12 protein-coding genes and 2 pseudogenes are annotated in these 14,784 nt (G+C 34.5%); 8 read left to right on the plus strand and 6 right to left on the minus strand.

The features are described from left to right. Positions 1–206: 206 nt before the first annotated feature. Complete coding sequence (locus tag ACJZL3_RS04290) at positions 207–1,148, minus strand: Rpn family recombination-promoting nuclease/putative transposase (RefSeq protein WP_419198622.1); 942 nt, start codon at positions 1,146–1,148, stop codon at positions 207–209. Positions 1,149–1,276: 128 nt separating this feature from the next. On the opposite strand from ACJZL3_RS04290, the gene wmk reads away from it, so the two are divergent. From wmk to ACJZL3_RS04325, 7 genes and pseudogenes are all read left to right on the plus strand, one after another. Next, positions 1,277–2,188 carry a WO male-killing family protein Wmk gene (gene wmk, locus ACJZL3_RS04295; protein WP_419198623.1) on the plus strand — a complete coding sequence of 304 codons (912 nt, stop codon included), beginning with the start codon at positions 1,277–1,279 and terminating at the stop codon, positions 2,186–2,188. Positions 2,189–2,358: 170 nt separating this feature from the next. After that, entirely contained in the window at positions 2,359–3,015 is a 657-nt protein-coding gene (locus ACJZL3_RS04300; RefSeq protein WP_419198624.1) for a JAB domain-containing protein, read from the plus strand. A 103-nt stretch (positions 3,016–3,118) separates the two neighbouring features. Next, entirely contained in the window at positions 3,119–4,306 is a 1,188-nt protein-coding gene (locus tag ACJZL3_RS04305) for a hypothetical protein (protein ID WP_419198625.1), read from the plus strand. Positions 4,307–4,813: 507 nt separating this feature from the next. Then, on the plus strand, positions 4,814–4,936 hold the full coding sequence (locus ACJZL3_RS04310) for a hypothetical protein (protein WP_419198591.1): 123 nt from the start codon (positions 4,814–4,816) through the stop codon (positions 4,934–4,936). A 43-nt stretch (positions 4,937–4,979) separates the two neighbouring features. Beyond that, positions 4,980–6,230: a group II intron reverse transcriptase/maturase gene (ltrA, locus tag ACJZL3_RS04315; protein WP_419198617.1), complete on the plus strand. Its 1,251-nt coding sequence runs from the start codon at positions 4,980–4,982 to the stop codon at positions 6,228–6,230. A 553-nt stretch (positions 6,231–6,783) separates the two neighbouring features. After that, a complete protein-coding gene (locus tag ACJZL3_RS04320) occupies positions 6,784–8,577 on the plus strand; it encodes a reverse transcriptase/maturase family protein (RefSeq protein ID WP_253309139.1) in 1,794 nt (597 codons plus the stop codon). A gap of 150 nt (positions 8,578–8,727) precedes the next feature. Then, positions 8,728–9,096: pseudogene (locus ACJZL3_RS04325) on the plus strand (recombinase family protein); the annotation flags it as partial. A 374-nt stretch (positions 9,097–9,470) separates the two neighbouring features. On the opposite strand, the gene ACJZL3_RS04330 reads toward ACJZL3_RS04325, so the two are convergent. The 4 genes from ACJZL3_RS04330 to ACJZL3_RS04345 all read right to left on the minus strand — a co-directional run bounded on the left by ACJZL3_RS04330 (position 9,471) and on the right by ACJZL3_RS04345 (position 13,115). Continuing rightward, positions 9,471–9,614: a hypothetical protein gene (locus ACJZL3_RS04330; RefSeq protein WP_419198626.1), complete on the minus strand. Its 144-nt coding sequence runs from the start codon at positions 9,612–9,614 to the stop codon at positions 9,471–9,473. Next, entirely contained in the window at positions 9,605–9,811 is a 207-nt protein-coding gene (locus ACJZL3_RS04335) for a hypothetical protein (RefSeq protein ID WP_419198627.1), read from the minus strand. Before ACJZL3_RS04335 ends, ACJZL3_RS04330 begins: the two co-directional genes overlap by 10 nt. Beyond that, on the minus strand, positions 9,802–11,058 hold the full coding sequence (locus ACJZL3_RS04340; RefSeq protein ID WP_419198628.1) for a hypothetical protein: 1,257 nt from the start codon (positions 11,056–11,058) through the stop codon (positions 9,802–9,804). The genes ACJZL3_RS04335 and ACJZL3_RS04340 overlap by 10 nt, the downstream gene beginning before the upstream one ends. A 329-nt stretch (positions 11,059–11,387) precedes the next feature. Then, positions 11,388–13,115: a hypothetical protein gene (locus tag ACJZL3_RS04345; protein WP_419198629.1), complete on the minus strand. Its 1,728-nt coding sequence runs from the start codon at positions 13,113–13,115 to the stop codon at positions 11,388–11,390. A gap of 62 nt (positions 13,116–13,177) precedes the next feature. Here ACJZL3_RS04345 and ACJZL3_RS04350 point away from each other — a divergent pair. After that, a pseudogene (locus ACJZL3_RS04350) lies at positions 13,178–14,010 on the plus strand (IS5 family transposase). Here the strand turns inward: ACJZL3_RS04350 and ACJZL3_RS04355 are convergent. After that, on the minus strand, positions 13,990–14,784 hold the full coding sequence (locus tag ACJZL3_RS04355) for a hypothetical protein (protein ID WP_419198630.1): 795 nt from the start codon (positions 14,782–14,784) through the stop codon (positions 13,990–13,992). The pseudogene ACJZL3_RS04350 and the gene ACJZL3_RS04355 overlap by 21 nt on opposite strands.

The following is a 14,784-nucleotide window of genomic DNA, read 5'->3' on the forward strand; positions in this document are numbered from 1 at the left end:
AATGCTAAATGGTTGATGTGTTTTCCATATTGAGCTTACAGCACGTAGCTTTGATATAGAAGTTTGGGTAACGTTATGATAGTAATTTATATAATTCTATGTGCAATCTTTATAGCCATTTTAGACAGTTCACTAGATTCTTAATTAGGGGATATGTCTAACTTAGAGAGGGTTTTCATAAATGTTGAAGTGAATAAGTAGGGATATTATGCTTTTTCTTTGAGTTGTGAAATTTCAGAATGAGAGAGACCGGTAATTTGAGCTATAACATCTATAGATACACCGGCCTTAAGTGAGTTTTTTGCAATTTCAATTTTACCTTCAATTTTACCTTCAATTTTACCTTCAATTTTACCTTCAATTTTACCTTTTTCATGGCCGATTTGGATGCCTTCTTGTCTACCTTTTTGAGTAGCATCATCGAGTTTTTGAGCAAGGATAGCCTTTTCATCAAGAATACGTTTTATTTCCTGTTCATAAGCGATAAATTCTTTTTCAGACCAGTTGAATCTATTTAGTTCTTCATATGCTCTTTTGATTATTAGATCACTTCCTATTATTCTTTCTAGCTCTTCTTCACTAGTTTCATCTGCATATCTAAAGAAGTAGACCCACTTTTCAACTATATTTGAAAGCTGACCCTCTTTGGTTTTTGGAAATTTAGGCAACTCAATAAATATAAAATAAAAATCTTTCAGATCATGTTCATTAGTATCTTCATCGCGAATAGTATGCTTTGATTTGTACTCGGACTTATCAGGAAATAGGATACAATCTGCTATAGCAATAAAGATAATTTCCTTAAGATCATGATATTGATCACCTTTATCAGCCTGTCTTGAGTAAGTCTTAGCAGCATAGTATTGGGCACGTTTTTCAAAGCCCTTAGTTTTAGCGACCTGCATCTCGCAAACGTACTGAACACCTGAAGAATCTCTACAGAGGACATCAACAATACTTTGTTTTTTAGAGGCAATATCAGGATCTTGAATAGTACTTAAAAACTCTATATCCTGTATTGCGTTTTTGCCAGTAAAGCTCAGAATATCATTGAGGAAATGAATGAGGATATCTTTATTCTTTTCAGTACCAAAGATACGCCGAAACGCAACATCATTTTTTGGATCGAGAAACTTGGAAAGAGCCATGAGAAAGTAAGATAAAAAGCATTAATTATTATACACAATTGTGAAGAAATATTCAACTAAATTCAAACATAGAAAGAAGCATCCCTTTTGTATATCTTTATTTTGTAGTATTAACCTATATAATATTTATGGCAAACATCTCAATAAGGTATCAGATAGCACAAAAAGTAAGAAGCTGGAGGTTAAAGCGAGGTTATACTCAAAAAGATTTAGCGGAGAAAATCGGTGTAACATATCAGGTAATACTACAATATGAAAAAGGAACACAAAAAATTTCGATTGAGAAGTTATACTCTATGGCAGAGGTATTATCAATTAATATTAAGGATCTTATTCCTGTATCAAATGAAAAAATCTGTTTTGAAGATAAGGGAGAGGAAATATTAAATTTAGTAAGAGAATATAAAAAGATTAATGATCAAGAGTTACGTAAGATATTTTGTTTACTAACCAAGTTTGTTCAAATTAGTGAGAAAAGTAGTAAAAAAACGGAGAGAATAAAAATTGCAAAAGGTCTGGTTAAAGGAGGAGTTTCTGTTGATACTGTTTCAAAAACAATTGGTCTATCTGCTGATGAATGTGTTGAAGAAAAAACGGGTTCTATCTACTACCAAATAGGAAAAAAGATAAAAGAATGGAGACTAGTGCGGGAATATACTCAGAAGGATTTAGCAGAAAAAATGAGTACAACACGTGATGAAATAAGCAACTATGAGCAAGGACGTGTGGCCATTCCACTGGAAAAATTATATGCAATAGCAGAAACATTATCAATTAGCATTACAGATCTGCTCATAGCAGAAGATGAGATAGTAGAAAATGAACTACCTGATTTAATAAAAGAATACAAAAAGATTGAAAGTCAAGAACTACGTAATGCATTAATAAGATCTCTATTTGAAGGCATACGGATTTGCGAAGAAAAAGTGAAAAGAGCAGAAAAGATCAAAATTGCAAAAGACTTAGTAAAAAAAGGAATTTCTATCAATATTATTTTAAAAACAATAGGCATCTCTTTAGACGAAATTCAACAAATTTAAGTAAAAAAATCAGTATCTATTAACATCTTTACTTTTTGATGAAAAAATAAGTAAAAAAGATTGAAAAATTGATTTGACTTCACTCGGAAGCTATGGCTCTATGCCAATGCTGATAAAAAAACAGCAGTAAATATTTAAAAAAAGTTTGTTGTTAGTGAAGGGTAAATTATATGAATAAAAGTAAAGAAGAAATCGAATTCAGAATATTAGAAAGCAAAGGCAAAGCACTACTTGATCGTGAAATAATGGAAACGTTTCTAAGTGCAGTACATGAAAGGCCGCAAGCTCAAGAAATTGCTAAAAATCTGGTGAATACTTATACGGGAGTAGGAAGGATTTTAGGCCGAGAAATGGATGACCTGAAAGTTATAGAAGGAGTAACTGATTCTGCAGTAGCAATGATTATGTGTGTTAAGGAAACACTAGAAAGGGTACTGAGAGAAAAGCTCAAAAGTGAGCCAATAATGGACTTACAAGGGCTAGTAGAATATTTGAACGTAAGTATAGGACACTCAGAAAGGGAATGTGTAAAAATACTGTACTTGAATAAAAGGCGCCAATTAATCGGAGAAGAATCCTATATTGGTGAAATGGAAAAAGCACCGGTATACATAAAGGAGATTATAAAAAAAGCATTAATAAAAAATGCAACATTAATAATAATGTCACATAACCATCCTGGAGGAAGCTTAGAGCCGTCAGAAGAAGATCAAGCAGTAACAAAGGGCTTAGCAGCAGCGTGTAGTACTGTAAGCGTTAGATTATTTGATCACATTATCATCACAAGTGGTGGTTATTTTAGCTTTAGAGAAAACGGATTGTTATAGTAGAAAGTATTTGCAAATCTACTCACTATAATTTATAATGAGTAATAGAATATATAAACTAAGGTTTATATACTTAAAAAGTATTTTTAATAGTGAGGATAATATGGGTAAGAAAATAATTGTACCTTTTGATGATCAAGAAGGAGGTACTTACGAGTTAAACATTGATCTTGATAGATTATCGAAGGGTGAAATATCAAATTCTATTAGAGGTATTGGTCGTACTAGCCAGCAGCCTACCTTTGTGAGCAAAATTAATAAGGCTAAAAAGCTTGGAGAAGTGCCCTCCCCTGATAGAGACGTTCAAATCAACTACGGAAAAGGGCTCGACTACATATATGGTACAAAACCTTTAAATGATCAAGAAGATAAAAATCCATTTGCTTCAGCTTTGCAAAAAATAAAGCCAAGTATAAGCGAAAGCGAAAAGTTGAGCTGGTTTAAAAGTGAAGTGGTAGAGGCAAAAAACGTAAATGAATTGCACAAAACTATAGACCAAGTACTAGCTTCTGGAGCAAGAATAAATGCATATAACGATGGGGAATGGAGCATTGCAGAGTATGTAGTATTGGGTATACATTTTCATAAATTTGATAAGACTGATCGAAAAAAGATAATGCGTAAATTAATGCTAAGTGGTGCAGATTTTCATGATACTTTATTGCAGAATAAACTAATAGGTGAAATCTATAATGAGCTACAGCCAGAAGTTCAGCCACAGATAGATAAGAGACTAGAAGAACTAGAGAAGGCTGGCGAAAGTGCTGTGCAAGAAGGAGAATTAATAGATGTTGAGATAGATAATACAACATCGTATATAGAATTTTCTGATGATAGCAAGGTAGAGGTAGCCAAAATACTGAGAGAATTAGGAAGTAATATTTTAAAAATTGGCAATGATGCAGTTGAGGTTAAAAGTGAGAAGGGAGGTATAAGAAACTATATCGATATGTCAGATGAAAGCTCTATTATATTAGAATTTCCTACAAGCATTGGTAAGCTAAATATTATATTGTACCACGATGTAAAAAAATATGATCAAGTACAATTGAGAGTAGAAAACAAGGAAATGTGGGCTGAATTACAAAAAATAGGAGAAGAAATAGGAAAAAACTGTCTCTTTGGAGGAGTAAAACTTAAAGAAGCAGTAGAGAGAGGTAGTTTCACTAGATGTGGCATATGGAGTAAAAAGTATGCTATAAAAGAAGTTAGCAATGATGAAGTATTGTCTCCGTCTTCGTGGGTGAATAGGATACGTGAAGGTAGTAAAGAAACCTTTAGAGAACTTTAATGCGTCTACAGCCAGCTTTAAGGTTCCAGAGGTTTTTTCTTACCGTTATATCTGGAGCCTTTGAGCTATAGTAGAAAATATTATATGTATGGTTCTTTGCGTGGAAAAAATTCTAGACTATGAAGTAGGGGAAAAAGTGAAAAGTTGGAGGTTAGGTGTGCCGTAGAAGCGATCAGTTGAAGCTGCACAATAGATGAGGGTAGGTCCCTCGGAGCCGGTTTACAAGAGCAGGCTTCAAACAGCCATAAGCTGCTTTGGTAAAGAGCCATGGTAGTGAGCGTTATGGAAAAGGCGCAATTATGCGTCATGTGTAAAATGGAGAGGCGAATGCAAATGAACCACTGATGAAGTGTCGAAACTTCATAGAAGATGTCAAAACCAGGTGTTCTAGCCTAACCTGGGATAAATCTATCGGAAACTTGTTTACTGGATAGATGGCGTCCGGCATATAGGTGGCGCGGATCCATTTTGGGCTATTGTGTAGAACTGCGGGAACCTGTCATTTCGATGATAAGGGAGAAATCCAAGAAGCTAAACTTCAAGGATGAGAGTACCGATGCGAAGAACAGGGGCGGATCAGCTCGTAGTAGTGAAGAAATTTCTGTAATGGAAATGGAGCGAAGGGGCTGAGTTATTCAGTTTTAATTATTTATCAACCGAAAGGGAGGAGTTAATGAGTAAAACAAAGTCTTTTGATATACCGAAGCAAGTTATTTGGAGAGCTTATAAACAAGTATCGAAAAATAAGGGTGCTGCTGGTGTAGATGAGGTTACGATAACAAAGTTTGAAGAAAATCTAAAAGATAATCTGTACAAGCTATGGAATCGAATGTCATCTGGAAGTTATTTTCCAGAGCCTGTAAAAGCTGTAGCAATACCAAAAGGTACAGAAGGGGGACAAAGAATTTTATGTGTCCCTTCAGTATCGGACAGGATAGCGCAGACAGCAGCTACAATGTATCTAGAACCGTTAGTAGACCCGAAGTTTCATGAAGATTCATATGGTTATAGACCAAACAAATCTGCACTGGATGCGGTAGGAACTGCGAGGAAAAGATGCTGGTGGTACGATTGGACGATAGATCTTGATATAGCAGGATTTTTCGACAATTTGGACCACGAGTTGGCATTGCGAGCTATCAAAAGGCACACAGACTGCAAATGGGTCATACTGTATGTTGAAAGATGGATGAAAGCGCCAATTCAGCAAGCAGATGGAAGTAAGGTAGTTAGGGATAAAGGAGTTCCGCAAGGAGGTTCAATAAGCCCGCTGATCTCAAACATATTTATGCATCATGTATTTGATGAGTGGATGAGACGAAAGTGCCCAACAATACCATTTGAGAGGTATGTAGATGATGCGATAGTGCACTGCAAGAGTAGTAGACAGGCGGAATTTATGAGGGTAGCAATTGAAGAAAGACTGGCTGAGTATAAGCTAAAATTACATCCTGCAAAGACACAAATTGTGTACTGCAAGGATGACAATAGGAAAAATGAATTTCCTAAACAAAGTTTTGATTTTCTGGGTTACACATTTAGACCCAGGTTAGCAAGAAATAAAATAGGAAAGCATTTTGTTTCATTTCTTCCCGCAATTAGCAACAAGGCCAAGAAAAATATTACTACAACCATAAGGTCCTGGAAAATACTACGAAATACACACAAAACATTAGAGGAAATATCAAAGACAGTAAATCCAATAGTCAGAGGCTGGTATCAGTACTATGGCAGGTTTTACAGGAAAGAGATATATAAACCTCTGAGAAACATAGAGCAGCACCTAGAAAAGTGGGTCAGAAGAAAGTATAAGAAGCTTCGAAATCATGGAAGACTAGCGAGGCAACTTCTAGGAAAAATGAGGAAAGAAGGGACAAATACTTTTTACCACTGGACACTAGCTTTAGGTCAAAAGACTGAATAATGGGAGCTGTGTGAGTCGCGAGGGTGCGCCGTGGTACGCATTAAGAAATACTTAGCAGAGCTAAGCGGGGTTCAGAATAAATGGCCTCGAGGTGAACAACTAACTTTAACCCGAAAGGGAAGGAGGACAAGAGCATGTATGTAAAGCGAGAGTTATCTGAAGATGTGTAAGATAACGGCTTGCAACACCTGATCAATATGGTTAAAGCTAAACTGCTTGAATTCTAATCTTCAGGGGTGGGACTTCACATCCATGGGTATCGCATTTAAAACCCCATGTCTACGGTAAGCACAGATTAAACTTTCGTTTGTGTGACATTCTGGCTGTAGAACGATAAGTAGTGAACTTATTTAAGAGGATGAATGGAAAACCTAAGTTGATCTAGAACAGTTCTTAGTGACGGAACATGGGATGACCTAAGGAACGCGAGTTCTATGGTTACGGAGTCATCGTAGTAGTCGTGAAAGTAACGAATCACCGGGGAGCGTGGGAAAGCCACATACAGGGCAAAGGGTGACAGATAATTGAATGTTGAAATTGGGAGGTACGCAAGATGCGGAAAGCTGAAACAATACTTAACATTATACGTGAACGTGGACAAAGAAATTTGCCGGTTAAAAACGTATATCGCCTACTTTATCAGCGTGATCTTTACCTTCGAGCGTATGGCAAACTTTGTCGTAATAAAGGTGCTATGACAGAAGGTGTGACAACTGAAACAGTTGATGGTATGTCTTTGGAGAAAATCGATAAAATCATAGAGGATTTACGCTATGAGCGATATCGGTGGACACCAGTAAAACGTATCTATATTTTAAAGAAGAGTGGTAAACGCAGGCCGTTAGGATTGCCAACATGGTCAAATAAGTTACTTCAAGAAGTAATCCGATTAATATTGGAAGCCTACTATGAGCCTAAATTTAGTGAATGTTCACATGGATTTCGACCAAAGCGTGGATGCCACACTGCATTAAGAGCAGTAATGCAAAAAGGCAGAGGTACAAAATGGTTTATAGAGGGAGATCTCAGTGCATGTTATGACTCAATTGATCATACTATGTTGTTGAAAATACTGAGTGAAAGCTTCCAAGATAACCGTTTTATTCAGCTAATCAATCGACTGCTAAAAGCAGGATATATGGAAAATTGGAAGTACAATAAGAGTCATAGTGGGGTACCACAAGGTTCTATTATTGGTCCAATTTTGAGTAACATATTACTCGATCGGTTAGATAAACATGTGGAACATATACTAATACCAGCAAATAACCGAGGTAAGCGAAGAAAGACAAATCCAAAATATTTAAGGTTAACCATGCAAGTATCGATGATGAGAAAACAAGGGAACTGGGATCAAGCAAAACAACTGCGTCAATTAGTGCAGGGTATGCCATCTAAGGATTCTTGTGATCTAAATTATCGACGTCTTTGGTATGTTAGGTATGCTGATGATATTCTGGTAGGGTTTGCAGGACCAAAAAATGAAGCTGAACAAATTAAAAATGAGATTGCTAAATTCCTCAATGAGGAGCTCAAACTTATGCTTAATGAAGATAAAACGCTTATTACACACGCGTGTGATAGCAAAGCCAATTTTTTAGGTTATAAAATACACGTCTTGCATGCAGATGATAAACATGATCATCGGACACAACGATGTATTAACGGTAGTATTGGGTTACGTGTACCACATCATATAAAGCAGAAAAAGTGTTCTGAATATATGCGTTGTGGAAAGCCTATACATTTACCTCAACGTACACTTGATACAGCTTACAGTATTGTTGCTCAGTATCAAACTGAATATCGAGGAATTGTACAATATTACAAAATGGCCTACAACCTTCACACACTAAGTTATTTGAAGTATGTGATGGAAGTATCATTAGTAAAGACTTTAGCATCTAAATACAAAACAACTTGCAGGAAAATTTATAGAAAATTTGGTGCAATGATTGAAAACGACGAAGGTGAAAAACGAAAAGTCATCCAAGTCAGAGTAGATCGTTTACCATCAAAGATACCATTAATTACACACTTTGGTGCTGTGTCACTAAAATGGAATAAATGGGTAAGTATAAGTGATAACCTTATACCAATATGGAATAAGCGTAGTGAAATAGAGCAAAGACTATTGGCACAAACTTGTGAATTATGTAAATCACAAGAGCAGATTGAAGTACATCACGTACGTAAACTTGCTGATTTGCTAGGTAAACGTAATACTGAGCTACCGAAATGGAAAAAGAGAATGATTGAACGACAGAGGAAGACTCTTGTTGTTTGTCATGAATGCCATAAGAAAATCCAATATGGAAAATATGATGGTGACTCCTTAAAACGTTAGATTATTGGAGAGCCACGTGATACGGAAACGATCATGCGTGGTTCGGAGAGGGGTTGTTGGAAAAGTACTTAACAAGTAACTCGCTGGCTGCCCACTCTACTTCATGCACAGTTCTGCGAGAGACTGGTGGGGAAGTTCCGCCGGTCTACTCTCCAAATGAGTTCAGAGGATAAGGTAGAATTTATATCGATGTGGTTAAAAAAGAAAGGAAACAAATGCACAGTAGTAGAACCAGAAGCAAAAACAAACAATGCGCTACTGAAAGCAGTGGTAAGAGCTCATTTGTGGAAACGTCAGCTAGAAGAGGGAAAATATGCAAGTGTGAAGGAGCTGAGTACCAAAATTAATATAGGTACAAGACGAATACAACAAATTTTAAGGTTAAATTATTTAGCGCCGAAGATTAAAGAAGACATAGTAAATGGAAAGCAGCCAAGAGATTTGAAATTGATTGATTTAAGAGAAATACCGATGCTGTGGAGTGAGCAGTTGGAGAAATTATATAGACTGACGTCTTAATTTATAAAAGCCACAGGAGATAGATGTGCCAGAAATTGAGGGAAATCAGTGTTAAAAGTTTAATTATATAATAAAAAAAGTGATAATCTTAATTTATATGTGAAACGACCTAAGAGCTTCAAAATTATTTCATAAGAGCCTAATGTTTCTTATAGCACTTCTTCCGCTGAATCATGTAGTTGGTCTGATTAAAGGAAATTCTGTGGACATCACAAAAGTCAATTCAATCAAATACAAAACTCGAAAAAGTAGAAAGTGTGAAGCAGCCAGTCTTTCCTGAATCCAGCACAAAAGGTTATGTCTAAAAAGAAATAAACATCAAGAAAGGAAAATAGTTTCTTTAGAATAATCTTTTAATTATTAACTCAATTTCTCTAAATCCTCATGCTATTTCTCCTTGCTTTGAGCGTATAGTTTATTGAATACCTCCAAGAATCTTGCTTTAAAAATATATCAATTTTTTTTACCCCTCCAAAACCTTTTTTTTGTTTAATAATTTTAGTTGACTTTATGAACACACTATTATTTCTTTTGAAGATTCAATCTTTTGCGGCTGGTCTAAACTATCAATTGACATCATAAGAGTAGACGGAGCATCTGATTCTTTTACTACACAATCTAATTGCTTAATAGTTTCACTTGACTCTATAGATGCATTTCTTTCAAAATTTCCATCTTTTACAGCTTGTAGAACACTTTTTCCTCCTAAAGGCAACTTTCCCCTAAACTTGATTGATTTTTTAACTTGTCAAACTTCTCTTGGCTCTCTCTATCAAGCTTTACTTCTATTATATTACTATCTTTATCACTAGAATATAGATGAATACTAATCTTTCCCACTTCAGTAGTAAAAGACATTTCAATGCCATCTCCTAAAACATCTGTATAATTTCTTTTTCCTCCTACATTTTCAATTCTTACTATACTCTCTCCAATATGAAATATATGATGTCTAAAACTTAAATCTTTCACTTTTGGATTATTTGTAACTTTTGCAACCTCAATAGTGCTATCTTGCAAATATTTTACATAAAAATATCCATTATCCATTTCTGTGTGTAAAGCTTTGCCTTTTGCACTACTGTTTATAATACCTTCATTTGCTACGCTTTTTAGCTTGTTATCGATTTCTTCACGTCCTGCAAAAATCTCATAACTGAACCCATAAGTTGCATACAATAACCTATTATCATAGAAGGAACTGCGTTTTACCCTTCCACCTTTTAATAGTAAATTATTCATGATATTGCGTATAATACCTATATTTTTGTCATCTGATACACCCTCATAGGCAGGAATATCTCTTATTCCCTTAGAAACCAAACTTGTTATAGCCTCACTATCGTCTGATAAACTCTCATAAGATGGTAATCCCTTATGCTGTCGTATTCTATCAGGGATATTTCTTATTTCCTTAAAAATTAAACTTGTTATAGTATACTCATCATCGTTACATTTTGAATTGAGCCTTATCCCTTTTTGCAAATATTTACTTGTTATGCACTCTATACGTTTTAAAGCAATGTTTGTAAAATTTTCATGCTTATCCCTATAACCTTGATCATTTTTTGCTACTACATCTTCTAATTCTTTACAAAATTCATCAATTAGACTTTTCTCATCTCCGGTTAATGGTAAGTCTAGGTCCATCAAAGCTGAGTCCTTTGGACTAATAGGATAATAATAATCGCTTTCTAAATCTGAATCACTGTTATCAGTTAAGCTGTCATCAATTTTGCTTTGATACGACAATATATTCTCTACACATGTGTCAGAAGTCTTTTCAGTTTCATGTGTCTGATCAAAGTCATAAAACTCAGGACGGTTGCTTATTCCTTGAACAAACAAATTATAATCGTCCAAATCTGCTACATTATTTTCAGAAGTTGAATGGCCACCAGAGTGCTTTAAATATTCTGTATTTTGTTGCTGTGAATCCAATAGCTTAGATAGAATAGGCATAACTCTCTCCTTGAAATACCTTTTGTCCAACTTTACTTAATTTTATTATATTATTATGTAATGTAATATTGACTATAGCATACCTTGATAAAGCTTTTCAAGTAATATTTTTATAGTGAGGTCTGCTATGAAAATACTTGTTTTAGTAACTATTATCATCTAACCTCTGGAGTTGTTTATTACACTTGTTTTTTGAGAGAGTGGAGTAAGATAATTTAAAAAAAAATATATAATTCACTAAAATGTAGTAATAAAATGCCTTTTACTACTAAAGTAAGGTTAGCATTTACCTACATCCTATCTTATTTAAATAATTTATTTTAAACTAATCATCGATTAAATGCTCGTTTAGATGGACCTGCCTGCTGAGCAATTGGCTGCTGAACATTACTAGCTGGTTGCTGACTAGGAAGCATCATATCGGAACTATGTTTTACCTCTACATCTACAAACTTATCGCCAATTTTTATAAGAGAATCTTTATCTGCTGCGCCTTTATCAAAAACAGCATACATCAATTTCGCTTTGTCAGCATCAGTAATTACCTTATACGCTTCACCTTTTTCATATCTTGTCAACTGATCCTTAGCCTCTTTTTCTTTTTTATTTAATTCTCCCACCTTAGCAAATTTTAGCTCTATTCCAACTGGAGGGTACTCTTTTGCTCTGTCAGTAGCTTTTATAATTAACATAATGTCCAACTTCTCTCCACCACCTATTTGAAATTCAGTAATAACCTTTATATTATCTTCGCTGTAGCTACTAAATAAACCATGTAATAGAGCTTGAAATGTAGCTTCATTGTTTATTAATGATTTGAAAGGATACAATATATTAGAAATTTCTTTAAATACTTTTTTGTAATTACCATAACCACCAGATTTTATAGCTTCTTTCATAGCTACCTTAAACTTCTCGTTTTGACCAATTGGTGGTAAGAAATTACCTTGAAAAGCTTCACCGCTTCTTTTGTATTCATCCAATGAGTTGTATGTGTTTACTGTTAATCCCTCATTCTCCCTACAGTATTGATTAAATGGGTTCTTATTACTAGGTGTACTGTGCAAATTACAAGTGATTTCTTGTATTTTTATGTCATTAATGTTCTGAATTTCTTCAATTGGAATCCTTTTACCATCTGGCATTCTCAATGCAAATTTATTTTTTTCGTTTATGTTGAGTATAAACACCTTCTTGCCTACAGTTAACACTATAGTTGTAACACAATCTGCAATACTTTCTTCTGCTGATTCTGGACGTGCTTGTGACCCTTCAACCATTTTGCCATCCTTATTATAAATAAAAGTATATTTTCTTGATTTCTCATCTTTAATCATATCAGAAATAAGTATTAACTGGCCTAAAATAAACTGACTTACGTAATGTATATTATCACTACCTCCATTACTCCAAACGATTCCATAATATAGGTATTCTAACTGTTTTCTTATGATTTGAGCGACACAAATATTAGGTAAATTTTCCAAAAGTTTCTTTAAACGCTGTTTATCAACTTTATCTTTGTTTTCTTTAAATAAACCCATTAATTGGCTTTTTATTATTTCACCAATTTCCTCTCCTTTACCTAATTTTCCTAATTGACTTTCTATAGCGTCTTTATTTATTTCTTTTGCTCGAGTTTTCAATGAACTTCCTAGTTGGTCTTCCACTGTTTTAGTAGTTGATACCATAATTTGAGGAATGCTAAGCAACTTTTCTACTACAGAATTATTTTTTCTATCCAAGAATTCTTGTGCATAAAGTGAATATTTAGCAACACGATTCATTTCAAAATTCAACCCTACACAAACCACTTCATTGGCTAAGGTAACCATTCTGACAAAGTTAGAAAAAGACCCTTTAACATAACCTTGAACTTGCTCCATTGCTCTTTGAGGTGTGTTTGCTTCATCTGTTTTTGCTTTAAGTTCAATAATAATAGGAATAGCATTTAGTGATTTATCAATGCCACGTACAAGCAAAATAACATCTGCCTGACCTTTTCCTGCAAATAATTCAAGATACAGTTTTAGATGATAACGATATTTGAAATTCATTAAGAGGTTGTCCGGAAACAAGTAAAAGGCTATAATATCTGAAATTTTAGTACGGGGTAAAGATGAGAAAAAAGTATCCAACAGATCTAAGCGAAAGGGAATGGGCAAGAATAGAAAAACACTTCAGAGTATCATACAAGAAAGGAGGAAGGCCGCCAAAGTATAGCAAAAGAGAAATATTAGAAGCAATTTTCTATGTATTGCGTACAGGGTGTCAATGGCGGTATTTACCAAATGATTTTCCGCTATGGAAGACTGTGTATGAGCAGTTCAGGCAATGGAAGAAGCAGGGAATTTTTGAGAAAATGAATTATGAAATTACAAAATATAGTAGAAGAAAAATAGGAAGGAATGAGCAGCCGAGTGCCTGTATAGTAGATAGTCAATCTGTAAAGACTACAGAAAAGGGGGGATCAAAGGCTATGATGGAAGTAAAAAAGTAAAGGGTAGAAAAAGGCATATAATTACAGACACTCAGGGTTTTATACTAGGTTGTTACGTAGGCGCTGCTAACGAAAATGATAGAGATGGTATTAAAATAGCATTAAACAATATGAGAACAAAATATACTAAAGTTAAAAAAATGTGGGCTGACATGGGATACCAAGGAAGAAATTTAAAGAATCACATAAAGGAAGAATATGACATAGATATTGAAATTGTTAAAAGGCCTCCATGTAGATTTTGGGTGCACAAAGATACGCCACCTGAGCTACTACCAACAAGAGAACAAGGGTTTAAAGTACAGCCAAGAAGATGGGTTGTAGAAAGGACTTTTGCTTGGGTTAATAGGAATAGAAGGCTATCGAAGGAGTATGATTTACTCACAACATCCACTGAGAATTTCATATACCTAGCTATGAGTAGGGTTATGTTAAAGAGGGAATATGCTTGAATTTACTAGTTTCCGGACAACCTCTAAGAATCCTGCTAAAAAACCATGATAACTTGATTCTTTACCATCAAATTGTTTTTTAATTTCTCTATTATTTTTATATTCACTATAGATACTAGTAATATAGTCAAGCACTTCTTTCATCGTATTTATTACTTCCCCGTGACCTTTATTTGCTAACTCTTCAATTAAGTCTTTCAAGTTTTCTTTTTTTCTTTTTATTAAAGTAAATTCTTTTACTCCTGGTGAAACATGGCCATCAAGTTTTATCGAACTGCAAGCAACTTTCTTTTTCTCCTTCTCAATTGTTACACCATATCCAACTTTTGTATGTTTTTCATATCTTAACTGAACTTTTTGATCTTGACCTCGGCCAAAAAAGAAATGACAATCTATGTTTGCCAATTCTTCTCGATCAAATTCTAATTTAGCATTCTCTTTATCAGATACTGCAATACAGATTATTTTTTCACTTTTTGTCTTAGAATCTTCAGTTAATACAGCTAGCTTCAAAGTACCATGATCATCAAAACGAAAGCAAATTTCCTTAACCTTAACATCTCTAAAGTCAGCAAGACCTGAATCCAACAAAGTAGTAAAAGTGCCAAAAAAGAAACTAGGGAAAAAGCCTTTCTTTCCAACTGAGTGTAAAAAAGAAGGAGACTGATCAATAAATGACTGAAATCTCTTTTGAAAATCCAAAAACTCGTCCTTTGATGTATTTTCCATCAATAAAAGCTGCACCAATTCAAATGGCTCTGTAGTACTTTGCAT

This window comes from Wolbachia endosymbiont of Rhagoletis cingulata (genome assembly GCF_048537655.1).
GTDB classification, from domain to species: domain Bacteria; phylum Pseudomonadota; class Alphaproteobacteria; order Rickettsiales; family Anaplasmataceae; genus Wolbachia; species Wolbachia pipientis.